Source organism: Pectobacterium sp. S5 (assembly GCF_051707265.1).
Classification (GTDB): domain Bacteria; phylum Pseudomonadota; class Gammaproteobacteria; order Enterobacterales; family Enterobacteriaceae; genus Pectobacterium; species Pectobacterium polare.
Genome location: NZ_JAULSZ010000001.1, coordinates 1396454 through 1416103, shown reverse-complemented (window position 1 = coordinate 1416103; position 19650 = coordinate 1396454). Strand labels below are relative to the sequence as shown.

Annotated in this window: 20 protein-coding genes; 8 read left to right on the top strand and 12 right to left on the bottom strand. The window is 49.2% G+C overall.

The features are described 5' to 3' along the window. Positions 1–97: 97 nt before the first annotated feature. Together QWJ20_RS06360 and QWJ20_RS06355 are read right to left on the bottom strand one after the other, a co-directional pair. Entirely contained in the window at positions 98–1447 is a 1350-nt protein-coding gene (locus tag QWJ20_RS06360) for an enolase C-terminal domain-like protein (protein WP_433992102.1), read from the bottom strand. Next, on the bottom strand, positions 1440–2786 hold the full coding sequence (locus tag QWJ20_RS06355) for an MFS transporter (protein WP_433992101.1): 1347 nt from the start codon (positions 2784–2786) through the stop codon (positions 1440–1442). Before QWJ20_RS06355 ends, QWJ20_RS06360 begins: the two co-directional genes overlap by 8 nt. 282 nt (positions 2787–3068) lie before the next feature. Between QWJ20_RS06355 and QWJ20_RS06350 the strand changes: the two genes are divergently transcribed. Continuing rightward, positions 3069–3818: an AAA family ATPase gene (locus tag QWJ20_RS06350; protein WP_095993808.1), complete on the top strand. Its 750-nt coding sequence runs from the start codon at positions 3069–3071 to the stop codon at positions 3816–3818. 97 nt (positions 3819–3915) lie between these two features. Continuing rightward, positions 3916–4407 carry a DUF2569 domain-containing protein gene (locus QWJ20_RS06345; RefSeq protein ID WP_039283817.1) on the top strand — a complete coding sequence of 164 codons (492 nt, stop codon included), beginning with the start codon at positions 3916–3918 and terminating at the stop codon, positions 4405–4407. 107 nt (positions 4408–4514) lie between these two features. Here the strand turns inward: QWJ20_RS06345 and QWJ20_RS06340 are convergent, their stop codons facing one another. The 5 genes from QWJ20_RS06340 to QWJ20_RS06320 all read right to left on the bottom strand — a co-directional run bounded on the left by QWJ20_RS06340 (position 4515) and on the right by QWJ20_RS06320 (position 10148). Then, positions 4515–5084 (bottom strand): fimbrial protein, encoded by a 570-nt coding sequence (locus QWJ20_RS06340; RefSeq protein ID WP_433992100.1) that lies wholly within the window; start codon positions 5082–5084, stop codon positions 4515–4517. A gap of 27 nt (positions 5085–5111) precedes the next feature. Continuing rightward, positions 5112–6146: a hypothetical protein gene (locus QWJ20_RS06335; protein ID WP_433992099.1), complete on the bottom strand. Its 1035-nt coding sequence runs from the start codon at positions 6144–6146 to the stop codon at positions 5112–5114. Positions 6147–6163: 17 nt separating this feature from the next. Then, the gene (locus QWJ20_RS06330; RefSeq protein WP_433992098.1) at positions 6164–6913 is read right to left on the bottom strand and encodes a fimbrial biogenesis chaperone; all 750 of its coding nucleotides are present in this window, start codon (positions 6911–6913) and stop codon (positions 6164–6166) included. Between the two features lie 37 nt (positions 6914–6950). Continuing rightward, positions 6951–9374 (bottom strand): fimbria/pilus outer membrane usher protein, encoded by a 2424-nt coding sequence (locus QWJ20_RS06325; RefSeq protein WP_433992097.1) that lies wholly within the window; start codon positions 9372–9374, stop codon positions 6951–6953. A gap of 225 nt (positions 9375–9599) precedes the next feature. Beyond that, positions 9600–10148, bottom strand: coding sequence for a fimbrial protein (locus QWJ20_RS06320; RefSeq protein ID WP_095701757.1), 549 nt, complete (start codon positions 10146–10148; stop codon positions 9600–9602). Positions 10149–10864: 716 nt separating this feature from the next. Here QWJ20_RS06320 and QWJ20_RS06315 point away from each other — a divergent pair. Then, positions 10865–11638, top strand: coding sequence for a winged helix-turn-helix domain-containing protein (locus tag QWJ20_RS06315; protein ID WP_174868705.1), 774 nt, complete (start codon positions 10865–10867; stop codon positions 11636–11638). Continuing rightward, positions 11625–12095, top strand: coding sequence for a FidL (locus tag QWJ20_RS06310; protein WP_433992096.1), 471 nt, complete (start codon positions 11625–11627; stop codon positions 12093–12095). The genes QWJ20_RS06315 and QWJ20_RS06310 overlap by 14 nt, the downstream gene beginning before the upstream one ends. A 58-nt stretch (positions 12096–12153) precedes the next feature. Here QWJ20_RS06310 and QWJ20_RS06305 read toward each other — a convergent pair whose 3' ends face one another. Then, the gene (locus QWJ20_RS06305) at positions 12154–12726 is read right to left on the bottom strand and encodes a TetR/AcrR family transcriptional regulator (RefSeq protein ID WP_174878116.1); all 573 of its coding nucleotides are present in this window, start codon (positions 12724–12726) and stop codon (positions 12154–12156) included. A 92-nt stretch (positions 12727–12818) separates the two neighbouring features. On the opposite strand from QWJ20_RS06305, the gene QWJ20_RS06300 reads away from it, so the two are divergent. Next, complete coding sequence (locus QWJ20_RS06300) at positions 12819–13712, top strand: ABC transporter six-transmembrane domain-containing protein (protein WP_127157572.1); 894 nt, start codon at positions 12819–12821, stop codon at positions 13710–13712. Positions 13713–13817: 105 nt separating this feature from the next. Here the strand turns inward: QWJ20_RS06300 and cueP are convergent, their stop codons facing one another. The 3 genes from cueP to QWJ20_RS06285 all read right to left on the bottom strand — a co-directional run bounded on the left by cueP (position 13818) and on the right by QWJ20_RS06285 (position 15639). Continuing rightward, entirely contained in the window at positions 13818–14369 is a 552-nt protein-coding gene (gene cueP / locus QWJ20_RS06295; RefSeq protein WP_433992095.1) for a copper-binding periplasmic metallochaperone CueP, read from the bottom strand. Between the two features lie 216 nt (positions 14370–14585). Then, positions 14586–14987, bottom strand: a complete 402-nt coding sequence (locus QWJ20_RS06290; RefSeq protein ID WP_120357942.1) for a VOC family protein — start codon at positions 14985–14987, stop codon at positions 14586–14588. 85 nt (positions 14988–15072) lie between these two features. Beyond that, a complete protein-coding gene (locus tag QWJ20_RS06285; RefSeq protein ID WP_127157574.1) occupies positions 15073–15639 on the bottom strand; it encodes a TetR/AcrR family transcriptional regulator in 567 nt (188 codons plus the stop codon). Between the two features lie 133 nt (positions 15640–15772). On the opposite strand from QWJ20_RS06285, the gene QWJ20_RS06280 reads away from it, so the two are divergent. Next, complete coding sequence (locus tag QWJ20_RS06280; RefSeq protein WP_400275546.1) at positions 15773–16306, top strand: HPP family protein; 534 nt, start codon at positions 15773–15775, stop codon at positions 16304–16306. A gap of 94 nt (positions 16307–16400) precedes the next feature. Here the strand turns inward: QWJ20_RS06280 and QWJ20_RS06275 are convergent, their stop codons facing one another. Continuing rightward, positions 16401–17018, bottom strand: a complete 618-nt coding sequence (locus QWJ20_RS06275; RefSeq protein WP_433992094.1) for a TetR/AcrR family transcriptional regulator — start codon at positions 17016–17018, stop codon at positions 16401–16403. 117 nt (positions 17019–17135) lie between these two features. Between QWJ20_RS06275 and QWJ20_RS06270 the strand changes: the two genes are divergently transcribed. Both QWJ20_RS06270 and QWJ20_RS06265 read left to right on the top strand, forming a co-directional pair. Beyond that, positions 17136–17723: an NAD(P)H-dependent oxidoreductase gene (locus QWJ20_RS06270; RefSeq protein ID WP_433992093.1), complete on the top strand. Its 588-nt coding sequence runs from the start codon at positions 17136–17138 to the stop codon at positions 17721–17723. Between the two features lie 131 nt (positions 17724–17854). Continuing rightward, positions 17855–18994 (top strand): methyltransferase, encoded by a 1140-nt coding sequence (locus QWJ20_RS06265; RefSeq protein ID WP_433992092.1) that lies wholly within the window; start codon positions 17855–17857, stop codon positions 18992–18994. Positions 18995–19650 lie beyond the last annotated feature (656 nt).

Here is a 19650-nt window from a genome sequence, read left to right as displayed (position 1 = left end):
CGCTTTCTGACGAACAACGCTTTCTGATGATCGATAGTGCTGTCTAAATCTTAAGTAAAACATCATCCCCCACCGACAGCATCGGCGGGGGATTTTTTCAACGAACCAGCGAGGGTCGTTTGGCGTTAAACGACCAGTTAGGGATTAAAAACTGCATACCGAGCGCGTCGTTACGGTTTTTATCCGGTAGTGACTGATAAAGCCGATGCGCCTCTTCCACCCGCTTCCTGTTCAGCGTAATCCCTAATCCCGGCCCTTCCGGCAAGTGCAAATGGCCTTTTTCAATTCGCGGGGCTTCATGCGTGAGCTGCTGTCCATCCTGCCATATCCAGTGGGTATCAAACGGCGTGATGCGTTCGCCCGGCGCGGCCGCACCCAGATGCGCGACCATCGCGAGCGAAATATCGAAATGGTTGTTGGAATGGCAGCCCGTAGTCAATCCCCATTCGTGGCACAGCTGCGCCACGGTATTGGCATGGCGCATGGTCCAGAAGTGCGGGTCGGCCAGCGGAATATCGATAGCGTTCAACTGGAGCGCGTGATTAAGCTGACGCCAGTCGTTAGCGATCATATTGGTTGCCACGGGAATGTTGGTGGCGCGTCGAAATTCGGCGAGGGTTTCCCGGCCGGAATAGCCGTTCTCTGCGCCGCACGGGTCTTCCAGATACGGTATTTTCCCCTGTAGCTCCCGCCCCAAGCGTATCGATTCATCCAGAGACCAACTGGCGTTGGGATCCACGGTCACCCGCGAACCGGGGAAGTGGCGCAGCAGCGCTTTTACCGTCTCAACCTCTTTTTCGCCGTGATGCACGCCGCCCTTGAGTTTGAAATCGTTAAAACCGTAGAGATCGCTGGCGGCCTCCGCCAGACGGATCACGCCGGCGTCGTCCATCGCTGCCTGATGGCGCAGATAAAACCAGTCATGTTTTCCGGTTTCGCCGGGCAGGTAATTCATGTCGGTTTTCGTGCGGTCGGCGATGTAAAAAAGGTATCCGAGAATCGGAATCGACTCGCGCTGCTTACCGCTGGCCAGCAATTCTGCGACCTGAAGATTTAAGAACTGACCGGTCAGATCCAGTAGGGCGGCTTCCGTCGCGGCGACCGCGTTATAAAATTTCTCTGGGTTCATCTGCGGAATGTGAATCGCGGTGTTGTCGCTCTGTCCGCTACTCAGATTGCGCTGATCGCTTTTAAACAGCGTGCTCAACGTAGTGTTCAGCTTGAGCAGCGTTGTTCCCTCCACCTGCGGAATAAAATCGTTGAGCACCGCGAGCGTGCTGGAATGGCAGGGGCATTCTCCTACGCCGGTATTGCCTGCGCTGTCTGTCAGCGTCACCAGAATTCGGGTGAAGTAGCAGTTGTGCGCACCGCCAATATTCAAAAGCATGCTGTCATATCCGGCGACCGGAATGACCTCCATTTTTTTAATGATAGGGCTGTCAGACATTTCGATGCTCCATAGGTTTGAATGAACTGGGCGGCGTGGTGGGTGTGTGACGTAGCAATAAGAACAGACCGGTCACGACGGAAACCGCGGTCAGGGAATAGAGTCCGCCCGTTGTGCTGCCGGTTTTTAATTCCAGATAGCCAAAGACGGTCGGCGCGACGAAGCCCCCGAGGTTGCCGATCGAGTTGATCAGGGCGATCCCCGGTGCGACGATGGACGCAGGCAGGTTGCCCTGCGGCATGGGCCAGAAGAAGGTGGCGCTGACCTTTGAGCCAATGCAGGCAACGATCATGGCGAAGAAGCCGAACCACGGCGATCCGATCGTTGCCATAAACGTACCGCAGGCGGCAATCAGCATGGCGACGCCCAGCGCTTTGGGTAAGTGCTGACGGTGTTTGTCGCTGAATTTGCTAACCAGATTGATCGCAATAATGGCGCACAGCCAGGGTATCGCGGTAAGCAGCCCGATACCGAAACTACTGAACCCCTGAATGCGTTGGATAATCTGCGGGAGCCAGAACACCAGCGTGTAACCCGTCATGGTCATGGTAAAGAAGATGGCGCAGTAGAACAGTGTTCTGCGGTCCGTCAGTAAGCGCAGTTTTCCGGTATTTGCCTGCTGCGCATCGCGTTCTATCTCTTCCTGCTGTAGCTGTTGCCCGAGCGCCTGCTTCTCTTCTGCACTGAGCCAGCGGGCTTTATCAGGGCTGGATACCAGCACAAAGGCCGCCAGAATCCCGACCAGAATCGACCCCGCGCCTTCTAAAAACATCACCCATTTCCAGCCTGCAATGCCGAGGAAATCATGCATCATCAGGATGGCTCCCGTAATTGGGCCGGAGAAGAGAAACGCCCCCGCGCTGGCACTGAGGATCAGCGCCGTTGCCCGGCCACGCCAGGCGTTAGGCACCCAGAGCCGGAAGTAATACAGCACGCCGGGGAAGAAACCCGCTTCGGCTACGCCGAGCAAGAAGCGCAGAGCATAAAACTGGATAGGGCTGGTGACAAAACCCGTCGCGACCACGACGGCTCCCCAGGTAATCATGATGCGCGTCAGCCACACTCGCGCCCCGTATTTCTTCATCATCAGGTTACTGGGGACTTCAAACAGCGCATAGCCGATAAAGAAAAGCCCTGCACCAAGGCCAAATGCCGCCGCGCTGATGCCGGCATCGGTCTGGAGTTCTGCTTTTATAAACCCAATGTTTGACCTATCTATCTGATTAATTATCAACATAATGGCCAGCATCGGGATAATACGCTTGAAGAATTTGGCAATGGCTGAGGCGAGATGCGCCTCTCTGGTGTGGTTAGATGATGTGGTTGTTGTCGTTGTCATTTTTTACACCTCGCGTAGGTAGGTTACGAAAGTGTTATAGAAAATGAGTGAAAGGAATAACCATGTGCAGATGCCCAGCATGCGTTGGGCTACTCCACAGTGGCGGCGAAAATGAAGGCGGCCAGCGCGATTAGGAAAAAGTGAGGAAATATCACGTCTGCGACGGCGATCACAGCCTGACGGGGGAGGCATCTCAGGCATTGACGCTTTTTATTCGTTTGCTAAGGTAATGGAAAAAACGCGCTATTCACTCATCATCATTACCCGTCAGGAAGACAGAGAATGATCTCAACGCAATACATCAGCCGAGTCGCACTGGTTCACGAAAAGGTGGATTCATTCGAGGCCTACCCGTTTTCTATTCCGTCGATTCGCTCGCTGGATAAGCTGGAACTGCACCCGAAAGTCACTTTTTTTATCGGCGAAAATGGCGCGGGAAAATCCACGCTGTTGGAAGCCATCGCCGTTTCGATGGGGTTCAACCCGGAAGGCGGCACCCGCAATTTCAATTTCGGGACCCGTACGTCGCACTCCAGACTGTCGCATTTCCTGCGGGTGGCGAAAGGCATCAAAAAGCCGAAAAATGGTTTCTTCTTACGCGCGGAGAGCTTTTTCAATGTCGCGACAGAGATTGAACGGCTGGATAGCGAACCCGGTTTTGACCCACCTGTGATCGATTCCTATGGCGGCCATTCGCTGCATGAACAATCCCACGGCGAATCCTTCATGGCGCTGCTGCTCAATCGTTTTGGTAAAGAAGGGATTTATCTGCTCGACGAACCGGAAGCGGCGCTGTCGCCCAGCAGGCAATTAACGGCGATTGCCCGCATGCACGATCTCATTCGTGAAGGATCGCAGTTTGTTATCGCGACCCACTCTCCGATTCTGATGGCGTATCCCGACGCCACTATCTTTCAGTTCGGTGAAGACGGAATACAGCAGGTCGCGTATGAGGACACGGAGCACTACCAGATCACACGTGCTTTCCTGAATAACCCTGAGCGGATGCTACGTGAGCTGATGGCGGAGTAGGGGTTAACATCACTTCGGGGATAAGCGACAATTAAGTGTGATATCAAGACGGGAAACCGTCTTTTTCTTTTGGAATCGACTTACAGGGATTTAAGAAATGAAGTGCCTAAATTGCGATAACGATGCGCGTAAAGAGTCCGGTCTGTGTTCAGCGTGTGAAGAAAAAGAACAACAGAAGATTAACGGTATTCTCTATCTCCCGGCGCTGGGGATTATTCTCTCTGTCATTATGACGCCGTTCTCGCTGTATGAGCTTATTAGTGTAGTACTGACGAATTTCAAAAACACTGGATTTATTAGTTATTACAGTTTATTCGCTGTGTCTTGTTTAATTGTTTCACTAGGCATATCGATTTTCACTGCGCTAACGTTTTTCCGGCGCAAGAAGCGGACAAAGATGATGATGGTAGCCTACTATGCCATTAACGCGGTTGTGGCATGTTGCCTGACATTATTACCTTCACTGTTGTTTAATATTGCGTTGGACGGTAATGCGTTCAGTGTTCTTTCTGCCGTTGCTTTCAGTATTGTCGTCTGGATCCCCTATTTCCTGTTCTCAAAAAGAATTCCGCTGGTTTTTAGCCGCTAGCGAATAGGGGGAGCGGCTAACAAATCACTTTAGCCGTGAGTGAATAATGCGTGTGCCGCCAGTGTTTGGTAAAGAACAGGGCGGCCTCGACTTTCTCCTCAACCTCGCTATAAATAGCTCAAGGTAAAGTTCGCCGTTGCCATGAAATCGCCGGACTGAATCAGATCGTCGCGTATCTTTTCGATGCGGGCCGAAAAGGGAATGGCGTTGTCTCCGCTTTGCAGCACAATATTGTCCGTGCTGCTGTTGATGCCGACCAGTTTGTTCGCATGATAAATGCCAACCGCGATGCCTTTAGCACCGGATGGTGTATCCAGCGCTAGCCGCTTGGGTAAGAGCGGCTCTTCTTTGCCAGAGAAACGGATAGTGACGTTTTGGTAGGTATCCAGATTGCAGTCCGTGAGGTTGATCGTGAAGTCATGCCAGTCGCCGTAGCGATTGGCTTTTAAATAGCGGTCAGAGACTTCACTCATGTCCACCACAATCGCCTTGCTCTCCGTACTCACATTGCAGGCGGCGTTGACGACTAAAACGTGGAAGGTCACTTCGTGATCGTCCAGCACGGTCATCTGCTGCGCGAAGGATGCACCTGAATGCAGCGCGATGATGCCAAGTGCGAAGGCGAGCAGGGTGCGGCGCGAACTGGATTTCACTACCGTGTTGCTGTGTTTGATCATCGTTGCGATCTCGCGTAGTAAGACGGATTAATGATAATTAAACCGTAGGATAATATTTTTCTCGGTATCGCCGACCACCGCGGGGCCGGAGGCGTAGAGTCGAGCCGTATAGCGCCGTTCAATCACGCCGCTCGATGCCGTCAGGCCGTCAACCAGACCGATGAACTGGTTAAACACCACGTTATTGCCGCTGCGCGTATCTTCGATCTTCAGCGTAGCGCCATTTCCCATGTTCATGCCGTCTATCCCGACGAGTGAATTTCCCCGTGACGAGGCATCAAAGTTGATGTCCAGATCGAATCCTTTACCGCAGTCTTCTCCGCCGTCGGTCGATACGTTGATGTGGAATTCTGTTTGTGCCAGCGCGTTGGCTTCTGTACCCGACCACGCTCTCACCGTACCAAAATCGACATAGCTGTCGGGCGAGACATTGATCTTCGCGGCGCACTGCATAATGTCTATGCCGTGTAGCCCTGACAGACTTAAGCCATAGTTGCCGTTGGGTTTGTTGTTGATGCCTCCTTCACCGTCAATCTGGAAGACGCGCAGCGAATCGACTCCCGCAGTGGTATCGGTGATATTTCCCGTTTTTTCGAGATAGAGCTGCACCGTGACATTCAGCATGGTCGGGTTGGACGGCGGTGATGAGCCGCTTGGGCCCGGTAAGATCCACTGCCCTGTGGAGACGCGGGATGCGGTGGTGCCGCCGTTGGTAATCACCCCGAGATCCTGTCCGTTATAGATGATGCCAATCCCGACCCCTTGGCTGATGGCCTTGCCTTCAGGGTTGGGATAGAAATAGGACATCTCGCCCTGTGGGCGTACGGATTGATACGCCCAGCAGGCTAAGCTGCGGGTATAGGGTTTTGACGTCCACAGACGCCTGCCGATAGGCAAGGTCGCGGGGATTTTTAGCGTACCGATATCCTCATAGTCGTTTACCGGACCAGTCACGGTGCCCAGTCGGCATTCCAACGCGCTGGCGTTAAACGCCGTTAAGCTGAAAAAGAGCGATGCGCAGAGGGCGACATAGCGATGTTGACGAGCAGCTAACCAAGACATGGCGGGTTCCCTGTGGCTTATTTACGGATGGCGGGCTGGCACTGGTTTTGTGCGCAGGTAAAAGGCAACTCCAGATGGCCGCCGTAGTCATTGACGTAGTACAGATAGAAGCGATCGACCGCGCCGTCATTTACCTCAACCGACAGCGTTGAGCGTGGTGAAACCATAAAGGCGTTTCCCTTCAGCAGGCTGGTGGGGTTGGCGCGCGTCGCTTTGGGCTGTTTCAGGATGCCGCTGACCGTGATGTAGTACGGCGTGGGGTTTTCTACCTGAAAGGTGTTTCCCGTTTTGCGGACGATCAGTTTTTCCTGCCATATTTCGTCTTTGGCTGGCTTTACGCCACGGGGGCGGAAGAACACCTTAATTTCAGACTGAATGGCGATCTGTAATACGTTGGGCTTGTCCGTCTTGGGCGGAATTTCGCGGACGTTGAGGTAAAACAGCGATTCGCGGTCGGTTGGCAATTGGCTGATTTGCTCTGTTTTGACCAGACGAATCAGGCTATATCCTTTTGCTTCGATGCGTTGTAGCGGCGGCAGCACCATCAGCGGCGTCGTCACTTTATTGTGCCGATCGTCCGTCAGCCAGGACTGCGCCAGAAACGGATTCTCTGCATTTTGGTTCATCAACATGACCGTCGCCGATTGCTCCTCATCGTTAAAAATAACGCGGGTGCGATCGAGGCTCAGTGCGCTGTAGGCTGTGGGCATCAACAACAGGCAGCCGATAATGAATCCTGCTGCTCGCTGATAAAATGTGTGTTTCATAACGTACTCTCCAGATTTTTCTCTTTCTTCGCGCCGCTTATTTACAGGGAAGCAGCAGGGCATCAAGGTGATTTAAGGTGGCGGGCAGGGTGATGGCACACTGTGTTCTCCCCTCCCAGATGACGGACAGCGTTTCGTCAGGCGACACGCCCGTGATGTAGGCCTGCCCGCCGTTGGCGATCATGGCGATATCGCGGCCTTTCTTGTTTTTGATCTGGGCGGCGAACGGGGGATTTTTGCCATCGGCCAGCGCGACGTGCGCCATGATTTTTGCCCCGCTTACCACGTCGAATTTGCGGTAGCCGATGGCCCCTTCGGTCAGCGTGCCTTGAACGACTGTCGTTACCGCTTCAATGTGTTGCGGTAATTTTTGAAGATCAATGCGGGTCGACACGTCGTAGTAGCTGCTGGTGCCAGCAATCACGGCCAGGCCATAGCGGTTAGTCTCGACCTGACTGCCGGTGAACGGTACGCCTGCCTGTTCGGTATCGACCATGATGCGTGTGCCGCCCTGATTGCCTTTCGGGTGTGCCGCAACGCCGTGGCGGGTGGCGGTAATCCCGCCGCGCAATGAACCGTTCAGGTAGGTATAGCGATCCTGCTGCCAGGCGACGCCCACGGTGGCATCCGTCATCGGTGCCAGATGGGTATAGTTGCCGCTCAGGTAAGTATTCTCTTTGCTATCGTGCCGGGTGCTCAGATTCCAGGTACGGCGCGGATCGGCATTGTTGGAATAGGTCAGCGCCTGATTGCTGCCGTCGTTATAGCGCCCCATGCTGTAGCTCAGGCGATCCTTCTCTCCGAGTGGAATAGAAAAGCTCAGATAGAGGCTGTCATCGGTACGGCGGTTGAATTCGGTGCGATAGACCGAGAGATTCGCCGCAATGCCTTTCAATGCGCCGATATCGAAATATTTGTTCAGCGAAACCCCGTAGCGATCCTGCTCGGCTTCATTCCAGTAGGTTTGGCGCGTATAGGTAACGTAGGTCGATAGCCCGCTCAGCACGGAAGATGATTCCCGCGTCGCGAAGTTTTTTGAGAGCGTAATGGTGTAACGCTCTTTTTCATTGCGATAGCGGTTATCGAGATTCAGCGCATAGAGATATTGCGCCATGCTCATGTAGGTCTTTTCTGAAAAGCGATAGCCCGCGAAACTGATCTGGCTATCGATCGAGTTGAAGTATTTAGACCAGTTGAGTGAGAAGGCATGCCCCATCTGCGACGCGGACGTTGCTGGGAGCGTCGCGCGTGACTGTGTGATATCCGCCGACAGCGCGCCCAGCAGATAGAGGTTCTTCCCGATGCCCGCCGACCAGGACTGGTAGCCATCGGACAACATGCCGCCGCCGTACACCGACCACGCGTTGGATAATCCCCATGAGGCTTCGGCAGCAGAAAAGGTTGGGCCTTGCAGACGGTGGTTGGTATTCGAGGGTTTACCGGCGGCGAGTTTGTACTGCACGTGCCCCGGTCGCGTCAGGTAAGGCAGGTTGGCCGATTCGGTCTGGAACGTCGTTACCGTGCCGTCTTCTTCCGTCACGCGCACATCCAGCGTCCCGCTGACGCCGTTTTTCATATCCTGAATGGCAAAGGGGCCAGCAGGCACGGTGGTTTCATAGATCAGCCTGCCATTTTGCGTGACGGTTACCGTTGCGTTTGATTTGGCAACGCCGCGAATTTCGGGCGCGTAGCCGCGTAGCGAAGGGGGAAGCATGTTCTCGTTATTGGCTAATGACACGCCGGTAAAGCGATAGCTATCGAACAGGTTGCTGCTGAAATACATTTCCCCCAGCTTGAGATCGGCTGAAAGCGTTGGCAGCGGACGATAGGCGTAAAATTGATCCCATGCGAAACGATCGCGATTCGCGTTGCGCGATTTTTGCAGAAAATAGCGGTAATCAGCACGATAGCGCCAGGCTCCCTGATTAAATCCGGTGGTGCCGTAGCTGCTGAGATAGTGTGATGTGCCTTTGCCGTTGGTATCACGGCGCACGTTTCCGACGAGGTTGTAGTCCAGCAGCGCACCGCTGATGCCGTGGTCCCATTGCTCGGGTGGAATCCAGTTGCGATCGCTGTACGCTAGCCAGGCCTGCGGGATCGTAATATTTAGCGTTCCCATGCCTATCTGGTTAGAGACGGTGACGCCAGCGATAGGCGTCAGATCGACACACGCACCGTTATTCCATAATTCGGCTTTGTCACGCGCCTCTTTTTTCAGCGCTAGTTTATCGACGAGTTCGGGCGAGAGGCAGGCTGTTGGCCGAGCGTGATGATTGCCTTCCGGCAGGTAATCAATTATCTGCTGTTGTATTTCACGCGCGTTGACTTTAATTGATAAAAGATAGGTGCCGGGCGTGATATATTCGGGATCGGAAAAATGGCTAAGATCAATTTCAGTACGATCGTCGACATCCAGTACGTTAACGTTAAATTCCGTTGCACTGAGCGATGTTGTATTCAAAGAAAAAATAAAAATACCGCAGCGAAATAACGCGAATTTTATTTTTTCTTTGAATGTAATATTCTTCATTGCCATAGGAATAGATACTTGAATAGATGCCGCATTGTGGTTATCCATTCATATCAATTGATATGTAGAATAAATAAGTTATTAGGGGAGGATACCTCCCCCATTTGATCGCCTATCCCTGTTGTTAGCGCAATAGATTGTTAGCGCAACAAAATGTTATTGATAGGAAACAACAAAATTAGCCGTGCTGGCGAAGGAACCGGTCGTGATTACTGGTGATTCCCCTTCCTGTGGGGTTGGCAGTTTTGCGACATAAGACGTGAAGGAGAAAATATTATCTCCATTTGCCAGCGGTGTTGCTGGAACGGCTGGCGTGGTTCCGTCGAATTTAATTTTTTCGCCAACACGTTCAACGGCAATCCCTGCACCGGTTGCACTGCCGTTTAATGCCAGCAGCTCATTATTGGTGCCAGATGCCACGCCGCCGGAGAAAACAATTTTAGCGCTGGTGGCGGTATCCAGACTGCAATCTTTTAATGTGATATCAAACGGCTTAATTTCTGACGTGCCACCGTTCTCCAGCACAGTTTTGCTGATTTCGCCAAACTCGATCGTTTGGTGCAAATCATCCTGAGATACTGAGCAAGGCGTATCAATAATTTTTCCTTTGAACGTCACCGATCCATTATGTGAATCCGCAGCATATGCGCTGGCAGACAATATGACGGAGATAAGGGATGCCAGGGTGATTTTTGATAATTTCATATTCTGCTCTCTCTGTTGGTTACTTTGTTTAAACGTGAATGTTTAAAAGTGAATATTTAAACGTGAACGCTACTCTCATGAATGCTCATGCGTTCATGTATAACGAGTAATGCCTTCTCTTTTGTAATGCTTTTACTGACGGGTTAGCGGTTTGTCATGTTTTCACGTGGGAATATATTTTCCGCTTGCCTAATCAGTGGCTCTGGAACCGGGTAGATAGTAGTGTTGAGTGGATTGGTGGTCAAATATATTGTTTTGTTTAACTTTATTTAGTTTAAATCTTTTAAATTTATTTTTATTTAGGTTTTTATTCTGTTTTTTGGTTTTGTCGTTCTAACGAGACATAATGGGCTATAAATATAATTGTCGAGATAATTTATTTTAATTCAATGCCTTATTTGTTATTTTCTAGCTTCTGGGTTGAGATGGGAGTAAGTAGCCACTGCTTTATAAAAATAATGAAATGTCTTTTTATTTATATAGATCTTAAATGAAGGGTAAATAATCTTTGACAATAAATAGGTAAGTTTTTATCCTTGCCTGAGATAGAGCCTGTGAGATTGCATATATATTTATTTTTTATAGATAACGTATTTTTCGTCATGGGGTAGTGAATTTAAGACTATTCCATAGGTTTTGTCATCATAAGTGATGTATCTATCAGGCTGATTATAACAAATGAATAGCGCTTCTTAATCTTGATGGAAAAAGTACGTATGGTTTATTTGATTAATGATTTAATCATTTTTAATGAGGGAGAAGGAACACTCGCATGGATAGAACGTGAAAATGAAGCCGTCTCTCTGAGCCTTCCTATTTCTCGATTGCTCTGCTTGTTGATTGAGAATCCGGGCGTAACGCTAAGCCGCGAGTTTTTGTTAAAAGAGGCACTGGAAAAGCACGCGCTTTGCCCCTCTCTTAATAATCTAAATAATTATTTATCTCTGCTAAGGAAGGTATTACGCGAATTCGACCTTGCGGATTCGATTGTCACCATCCCCAAGTTGGGTATTGTTTTTAACGCGGAAAGCATTGTTTTCTACCCAACAGCGGATGGGGGAAATGAAGAGAAAGACGCGCTAAATCAGGGAGATGAGAAGAATGTTGAAGAAGAGGTTTACGAAGAAAAAAAGCCGTTTTCTATAAAACACCGTGCCATCTCTGAGCCAGTAAAAAAACAGCAATACATCCGGTTCCTTCTCATCTGGATAACGATAGTGGGGGTTTTCCTGATCGCGCTGGTAAGCGCAAATCGCTTCCCGTATCGGCACCTTGTTGACGTTAAGATGAGCGGGAAATGCGATCTTTTCTATTTATATGACAGCGTAGGTTATCCCCTCCCGACCGACTATGAAAATCTGTGTACCGACAATACGTTGTTCTTCCTGTCGAAAAAAATCGTTATGTCTGGAATGCTGGATAAGAAAAGTGAAATCGTTATTTCCTGCAAGAAGGATGGGAAGGGATGTGTAACTTATGTTAATAATTAAAGTCAGAAAGAAGATTTTTTGCACTGTATTAGTGCTTTTTATTTCATTTACGCTGGGAATCCTTTTTTATTTAAAAAGTAATTTATACCGAAATCCGCTGATCTGTCAGGCTGAGGTAAAGCGCTACTTAGAAGATGGGAAAATCAGAAAGGAATATGACGTCTATTTTTATCTCAATAAACAAAACAGGGCACTGGTGTTGGTCAACGGCTTTTACCTCGGTGAAGACGGCGTACCGCTAACGATTCGGCGCACGTTCAGCTTTGATTCAGTATGGGAAGGGAACCGGCTGGTGGTGCACAATATCGTGATGAATAAGAATACCAATGATAATGCACCCGATGAAGCGATCCCCATCCTGGCTGAAAATGATGTCATCCAGTTCGAAATGCTGACGAAGCATGCTTATCTGATTAGCACCGTCCAATCAAAAATGGCCTGTAATATCCGCGATTAAGGCGTGTTGGAACAGGTGTACGCCTTACTCGCGATGTGGGCTGTGCTGACTATGTGCTTCACAACACGCGTTGTATAAAATCATCAATATCTTCAGTTGCTTGCTGAAATTCAGCAGGAGTAGGGTTAATAATCAGATGGTCAGAGTAGCCGTTTAACAGTGCACCTAGCTGGCGGGAAACGCGCTGAGTATCGGTATTTTTAAAGACACCGGATGCTACGCCTGATGCGATGATCGCTTCCAGTAAAGCAAACCATTTCTCTGCCATTACATGGGCGAGTTCTGCGTAAGCGGCATTGTGAACGGCTAACTGCCATAGCGATCCATAGAGATTCCAGATGACGTCAGTCGTATCCGGCAGGTAATTCTTCACCAGCGCATGCAGTTTCTCTTTCGGCGGTAATGTGGCGATTCCTGCTGCAACCTCTTCCAAATCCGCTTGCATGAACGCCGTTAGTGCCTCAATGGACAGCGTTTGCCAGTCAGGAAAGTAGTGATAAAGATGGCTTCGCGAAATACCAACGTGTTCCGCCAGTTCGCGCGTTGTCACTTTCTCTATACCTTTCTCAATAAACAGCTCGATTGCGCCATCAAGGATTTTGTCTTTTAGCGCTTTCGTCGTCTCTTTCATTACCGTCCCCGCGTTGACTTTGAGCAAGTGCTCAAATACAATTTTTTCTCTTGAGCAACCGCTCAAGTATAACTCTGTTAAATACGATTCTCATGCAAACCCATAATATCAGCGAACCGGTCAAGGTTTCGCATAGTGCCGCTGTCACCCTTAAAAAACTCGGAAAGCTGCATGGCAAAAAACTGATTCTCACTCTGCTGTTAGTCGTGGCGGAGAATGTGACTTATCTTCTTTATCCTCTGATGGCGGGCTTCGCCATTAACGCTATTTTGAATGCTCAGCCCTGGCACGCGGTGCTGTATGCGCTGATGGTTTTCATTATGTGGGCGATTGGCGCGGCGCGACGCAGCGTGGATACCCGCACGTTTGCTCGTATTTATGCAGCACTGGCTGTCCCAGTGATTTTGGCGCAGAGAAAAGAAAACCATAACCACTCAACTATCGCGGCGCGCGTGGCGCTTTCACGCGAGTTCGTGGATTTTTTTGAAATCCACCTTCCGGTGCTGATCACGTCGCTCGCGTCGATCATCGGTGCGGCGGTGATGTTGCTGGTGATTGAGTTCTGGGCGGGCGTGGCCTGTATCGTCATTCTGCTGTTTTTTGCGTTGTTCCTGCCAAGCTACACCCGCAAGAACGAGGTGCTGTTCGGTAAATTAAATAACCGTCTGGAAAAAGAGGTTGGCTTTGTCAGCAGCGCGACGGCGGCTTCATTGACCAAGCATTACCATGTGCTGGCTGGGCTGCGCATTCGCCTGTCGGATCGTGAGGCGCTGGGCTATTTGTCTATCGGTGCCGCCGCTGCCGTCCTATTTTCATTGACGATCCTGCATATGACGCTTAATGGCGGAACCAATGCGGGGCATATCTATTCGGTGATGACTTACATGTGGATGTTTGCCATGAGTCTGGACGACGCGCCCGGCCTGTTAGAAAAATATTCGCAGCTAAAAGATATCGGTAAGCGCGTGGATACGGGCGTGGTGTGAGTGAATCGCGGGGACGATGAAGTAAGTAATACGCCAGTTTCCCGTTGAATAAGAAACCCAGAGATGGCGCTGGGTTTCCTAATCTGTGTTCGCGACGGCGTTCTGCTATGCCTCTTTCAATGGCAGTGTCGTCATGCAGGTCTGACTGTCGTCATAGGTTGCAAACGGTGAGCTTGCCGCGCGTCCCTGATAGGTAACATTAATCGTTCCTTCAATATTGCGCGGTAACCATACGCCGACAAAGCCGTTTTGATGGCTGCTCAGTGTTTTTTGCACGATAACGTTACCCGCTTTATCCGTGATTTTTACGTCAAACGCCGTATTAGCGAGCTCACCCTGACACCCGGATAAACTGTGGTTAAAGCAGGGATGGGTTTGCTGAATATAAGGGGCGAATGAGAGATAGAATTTATTGCCCAGCGGATAGCTATACTGCTGCTGCCCATCGGATAATTTCAGTTCTTTGCTGGTAATCGACGCGCTGTAGGGCAACGGTCTTGCCTGCGGCGATTGATCGATCGTATCGACGATCTGTTCGACGCTTTTCCCCGCCAGCCCTTGTTTAGCCAGAAACGCGTTGGCGTCTGTCGCCGCAGTAAACCCTGTTCCGCTCAACGTCAGAGCGAACAGTGCCGCCATCATCTTTATCTTCATCATCATTTCCCCTCAATTAGAGTCATTAGCTTGGAATCACAACTTATGACGTTACACCTTCCCCCTACGGGAAGGTCAAAAGGCGGGGAGTATAGAAAGGTAAAGTAATGTATTTACTGATTTTTTATTGATTTCGGTCAATTTTAAATCAGGGTGAATGGCGGTGATATCAGCGCCATTATTGATGTGGCTCATGAGTCAGGTGTTCTTAAGTCGCACTTACTGACCTGACCAGTAAAACTCGATGCGGATCCCGCTTGGCTCGTAGCACATCATATGCATTGCCGGGCCACCGCTAACCAGAGCGGGCGCGAACTCAATGTTGATGTTATGCGCTGATAATTTCTCAGCGATCTCAAACAGCGTCGCTTTGCTATCAACCTTAATGGCAAGATGATGCAAGCCGACATTACTTTTTCGATCAAACTGAACTGGCTCGCTGGTTTGTACCTGCCACAGTGTGAGCATGACCGTTCCATCGCTGACAAAAATAGCGGGATAATCCTCTTTTCGTTTTACCTCTTTCCATCCTAGAAGCGAGGTAAAAAAGTGCGCGCTTTCTTCCAATGCTGATACCGCCAAACCAATATGGTGAACGCCTTGTGTGAGTGGTGAGTTCATGGTTACTTCCTCAATGAGAGATAAAGTTAATGACGACGACTTGATCGTCGGTTTGCTTTACCGATGTGTGATAGGTATCGAGTTATTACTGATAAGGGTGAGGGAAAGCTAACCGTCTGGCGTGCTGGCGATAAACATCCTCGCCGCTGGTTAGGCCAATAAATTCGGCTCTCACGATCATCCCTTCAATAAAAGTCATGATAGCTTCGATTTTGTCTTCTTTTTCTGGCTCTTCGGCAGTGAATATCGATAGCAAGAATGACTTGATCCAGGTTTTATGGCGCAGGGCCAGAGACGTAATGGCTTCATCTTGCCCTTTGAATTCAGCCAGCGCATGCATGAACATACATCCCTTAAAGTTCACACTTCGGAACCAGGAAAAATGCCAGTCCATCACGGCATCCAGACGACTTTCCGCGTCGTTAACGCCAGATACCACGCTGGCTAACCCTTCTTCAAAGCGCGTATGTCGGCGAGCCAACACGGCTTCAATCAACTTATTCTTTGAGCCGAAATGGCGATACATGGATGTTTTAGAGACTCCCGCCTTATCTCTAATTAAATCAACGCCAACTGCGGTATAGCCAAACTCATTAAACAGCGCTTCCGCGATATCTAAAATGTGCTCTCTCTTGCCCATGATCTCTTTCATCGTTTTTCTTCATCAATGATGGGTTGTTTTTACGTGTACAGATATGTACTCTCCGTTTGGGTGTGTACAGATCTGTACACTTAATGTAGCACAGCAATTTCATAACACGCATATTTTTTATCGGGGATGAGCCATGAAGAGACTCAAAGGCGGTGGTGCTTTGCCACCAAAGCCAACATTTATCCAGTTAATGAAAGGGTTAGTGGGTGGGAGTATAGGGATTCTGATCCTAAGCTATTTGGGACAGTCCAGCGGAGTGCCTTGGTTGATGGCACCCTTCGGGGCAACGTGCGTCATTTTATTTGCTGCGTCAGCATCGCCATTCGCACAGCCAAGGAACGTGATTGGAGGGCATTTTATTACGTCAGCCGTGGGTCTGATTGCTTTATATGGATTCGGCGACACTCTCGTAGTGTTGTCACTGTCTGTTGGCGTAGCGATCATGCTGATGCAATATTTTCGCGCGGTTCACCCACCGGCAGGTGCCAACCCGCTGGTTATTATTCTGGCAGGGAAAAGCGCCGTGGGGTTTGAGTTCTTAGTCACACCCGTTCTATTGGGGAGCATTGTGCTGGTGGCGATCGCCGCCGTGATCAATAACTATGCCGAGGAAAGCCACTGGCCTGCGTATTGGCACGGTATTGGACAGCGTAAGCGCCAGCCCTGAAGTGGCCTGACTCAGGGATGAGGATACGTTTTTGATTCACCGGTATGAGGAGTCTTCAACTATTTTTCATGGCGCCGTTTTACATAGAACGGTTTTACATAGACGTAGTATGAAGCTCGCTCGCGCGACACCTTTGCACCATCGCGACAATCACGTGGAACAGTTCATCTTTAGCCTGCTGTTCCGTAATAATCCCTTTAACGGCGGCATAAGATAATCCCTCGGCGGAACCGAGCATGGCCCGCAGCGCGGCATCATGAAGAGGCTTGTCCGCGCAGAATGGGGCAAAGAGATCGCGGCATTTTTCCGTGAAGCTGGCATCGTACTCTTGCCTGATTTGTTCAAGCTCGGGGGTTCCGGTGAGCGCCGCCATGACGTTGGGCATTTCACGGCCCTGAAGCAGTACGCAATCAATGTACGAAGTCGCAATCACCGCAGCCAGCTTATCAAGCACAGGCTCAGTTTTACGGATAATGTCATCCATAATCGCCGTCTGGCGAGCATCGTATTCCTTATAAAGTGCAGCTAACAGCCCCGAACGGTTAGTAAAGTGATCGTAAACCACCGGTTTCGTTACACCAGCCCGTTCCGCCAGATGCCCGAGCGTCAGCGCTTCCGTACCTTCTTCCCGAATAATCTGCCAGGCAGCTTTGATCAGCTGTCTATGGCGATCTTCTCTTGATAAACGCTGTCGTGCCTGTGGCTTGGACATTGGCGATATTATCCTGTTGACATTCTTATGTACCAAAGGTAACTTACTAATGGTAGGTTACTGTTAGTATATAAGACTATATCTTACGCTGTTTTATAGCAATAGGGAGTACCCGGAATGCATGCATTACTTGTCGTTTCTCATCCTGTTCATGCCTCACTCACTCACAGTGTCGCTACCGCAATTGCGGAAGGGATCGCGGGGGCAAACCCAGAAAATACGTTTGAAATCGCAGATCTTACAGAGGAAGGCTTTAACCCGGTGTTTTCTGTGCCAGATATAGCGGCTTTCCAATGTACAGGCGCAATACCGCCTGACGTCAGTGCTGAGCAATCTCGTATTGATAACGCAGATGCGCTGGTGCTGGTGTTCCCGATTTACTGGTGGTCTATGCCGGGGTTGTTGAAAGGGTGGATCGATCGCGTGTTTTCAAACGGCTGGGCCTATGAAGAAACCGCCGATGGAAATGTGATAAAGAAACTGGGGCATTTACCGGTACACCTTGTGGCGCTGGGCGCTGTCAACCAGAGAACATTTGAAAAGCATGGCTATGCGGACGCCTTTCATGCCCAGATCGCACACGGGATTTTTGACTACTGTGGTGTGCCAGTATTGACGTCTGAAATACTGCTGATGCCGGAAATGGGAACGCCAGAGGCGTATATCGACGCCGCGCGCAATATTGGTGGGCGCGTTTTCCGCTAATCGTTATTGTAAGCCATAGATAACAAATCCTATTTTTAAAATAATAGCGTCTTTAAATTATGACGTTTTAATCCCTTATTTCTTCTGGCCGGATGGTAGATGGCTGATTACCGTTCGGCCAAACGGATGATATGTTTTTAGCCTCATTTCAGCATACTTTGCGTATCGTCATCAATGACGTGCTAAATCGTAAACTCATCCTCGCTATGAAATTAGATAATAAAGGGAAATATATGAATTCCGCTGAGCATATTAGAAGTATTTCAGAAATCATGATGATGCCTTTGGCCGCAAAAGCATTATGCGTCGCAGCGGAAATAGGGATGGCCGATAAAATAGGGGAGCAGGGGATAACCATCGCTGAATTGGCAAAGGAATGTCAGGCGAGTGAAAAGAATATTTTTGATATTATCAAGGTGCTTGAGGTCTTTGGCTTTTTTGAAGTGAAAGATGAACGTATTATTAAAAATAACGCACGTTCTGCGCTGCTGATGTCGGATAACATCAGCTCAATGAAGCATTTCTGTATGCTGTTCGGCAATGAATACTATCAGGGGTTTGATGGGCTACTGCATACTAGCCGTACAGGGGAGTCGGGGTTTAAGCAGGTCTTTGGGCTGACATTATATGAGCATCTGGCGCACTCCGCATCGCGAGCAGAAATTTACGATCTTGCCATGCGAGATTTATCTCGCCCGGTTGGATATGTGCTGGCTAAAGAATATGCATCTCTTTTTAAAACGGTCGGCAGCGTTGTTGATATTGGCGGCGGTAGTGGTGTTATTCTGACTGAGCTTATAAAGCAGTATCATCACCTAACCGGCTGTCTTTTCGATATGACCGGTGTCTGTAATCGAAGCGAAAAGAGTGTTGCACAGCACTATCCTGAATTGAAAGAAAGAATGGCCTTCACTCCCGGCAGTTTCTTTGAGGCGATTCCTTCTGGCTATGATGTCTATCTGCTTAAAAACATATTGCATAACTGGAACGACGAATTCTGCCTGAAAATATTAAAAGCCATCGCGCAATCAATTGGGCATTCGACGCTATTAATCATCGAACCTTTGCTGGAGCATGAAGAAACCTCACCAAGGTTATTGATGAATGCGCTTTTTCAATCTGTCATCTGCCAGGATGGCACGCGATACAGAACGTTGAAAGATATGGAAGATATTCTGACGTTAAGTGGATTAACTCTCGTCGGGACAAAGAAAATAGCTACTGGTCATACGGTTGTTGAGATTAAATTAAGCGCGGCGGCACGGAGTTGAATACCGTAGGTGCTCTGTTTTTCTACGTTTTCCTCATGCTGACCTAGTGACTACTGTTATTAAAATCATGTTATTAAAAACAGTATTGACACTGTTTTTAAAATCCGTAGATTGGTTACTAACAGCAGTGAAGTTTCAGCCTGCTGTGATGTTAAAGACAGTGAATATGTTCTTTAACACGTATTTTGCGATACAGGTCACGAAGTATTGTTGTATGGGTAATCGATGTTGAGAAATATTCATAATCCTCACTCGATGATGCTTTAAGGCCACGTAGTCAGTACCGACAATCGCAAAAAGGGGACGAAAGCGCGATGATGTAAGGCCATGATTTTGTTTTTATTGGTTGCGATTACGTGTTGGTTTAGTGATGTGAAAAATATCGCAACATGAGTAAGGCCACGCATCAAAGAGTCTATATCGCGATGGGGGATGTACTTGTTAACCTGCCATATCTTTGAATGGTGATAAGGTTGGCAGAGTGTTTAAATCAGTAAATATAGGGAGGTTTAGCTCATTTTAGTGCCCAATATTATCTGTTATAAACGTGTACATTTGAAGCAGTACCGATAGTAGTAAGATGTTATTAAGTCAATGAATGTTAAATCTTAAATCTGCAGTACCTTAAAAGCCCTGGCTAATATAGTCAGGGCTTT

Excerpts from the sequence above, each read along its gene's own strand:
- QWJ20_RS06360 (WP_433992102.1), bottom strand. The coding sequence starts at position 1,447 with ATGTCTGACAGCCCTATCATTAAAAAAATGGAGGTCATTCCGGTCGCC.
- QWJ20_RS06355 (WP_433992101.1), bottom strand. The coding sequence starts at position 2,786 with ATGACAACGACAACAACCACATCATCTAACCACACCAGAGAGGCGCAT.
- QWJ20_RS06350 (WP_095993808.1), top strand. The coding sequence starts at position 3,069 with ATGATCTCAACGCAATACATCAGCCGAGTCGCACTGGTTCACGAAAAG.
- QWJ20_RS06345 (WP_039283817.1), top strand. The coding sequence starts at position 3,916 with ATGAAGTGCCTAAATTGCGATAACGATGCGCGTAAAGAGTCCGGTCTG.
- QWJ20_RS06340 (WP_433992100.1), bottom strand. The coding sequence starts at position 5,084 with ATGATCAAACACAGCAACACGGTAGTGAAATCCAGTTCGCGCCGCACC.
- QWJ20_RS06335 (WP_433992099.1), bottom strand. The coding sequence starts at position 6,146 with ATGTCTTGGTTAGCTGCTCGTCAACATCGCTATGTCGCCCTCTGCGCA.
- QWJ20_RS06330 (WP_433992098.1), bottom strand. The coding sequence starts at position 6,913 with ATGAAACACACATTTTATCAGCGAGCAGCAGGATTCATTATCGGCTGC.
- QWJ20_RS06320 (WP_095701757.1), bottom strand. The coding sequence starts at position 10,148 with ATGAAATTATCAAAAATCACCCTGGCATCCCTTATCTCCGTCATATTG.
- QWJ20_RS06315 (WP_174868705.1), top strand. The coding sequence starts at position 10,865 with ATGGTTTATTTGATTAATGATTTAATCATTTTTAATGAGGGAGAAGGA.
- QWJ20_RS06310 (WP_433992096.1), top strand. The coding sequence starts at position 11,625 with ATGTTAATAATTAAAGTCAGAAAGAAGATTTTTTGCACTGTATTAGTG.
- QWJ20_RS06305 (WP_174878116.1), bottom strand. The coding sequence starts at position 12,726 with ATGAAAGAGACGACGAAAGCGCTAAAAGACAAAATCCTTGATGGCGCA.
- QWJ20_RS06300 (WP_127157572.1), top strand. The coding sequence starts at position 12,819 with ATGCAAACCCATAATATCAGCGAACCGGTCAAGGTTTCGCATAGTGCC.
- cueP (WP_433992095.1), bottom strand. The coding sequence starts at position 14,369 with ATGATGAAGATAAAGATGATGGCGGCACTGTTCGCTCTGACGTTGAGC.
- QWJ20_RS06290 (WP_120357942.1), bottom strand. The coding sequence starts at position 14,987 with ATGAACTCACCACTCACACAAGGCGTTCACCATATTGGTTTGGCGGTA.
- QWJ20_RS06285 (WP_127157574.1), bottom strand. The coding sequence starts at position 15,639 with ATGAAAGAGATCATGGGCAAGAGAGAGCACATTTTAGATATCGCGGAA.
- QWJ20_RS06280 (WP_400275546.1), top strand. The coding sequence starts at position 15,773 with ATGAAGAGACTCAAAGGCGGTGGTGCTTTGCCACCAAAGCCAACATTT.
- QWJ20_RS06275 (WP_433992094.1), bottom strand. The coding sequence starts at position 17,018 with ATGTCCAAGCCACAGGCACGACAGCGTTTATCAAGAGAAGATCGCCAT.
- QWJ20_RS06270 (WP_433992093.1), top strand. The coding sequence starts at position 17,136 with ATGCATGCATTACTTGTCGTTTCTCATCCTGTTCATGCCTCACTCACT.
- QWJ20_RS06265 (WP_433992092.1), top strand. The coding sequence starts at position 17,855 with ATGTTTTTAGCCTCATTTCAGCATACTTTGCGTATCGTCATCAATGAC.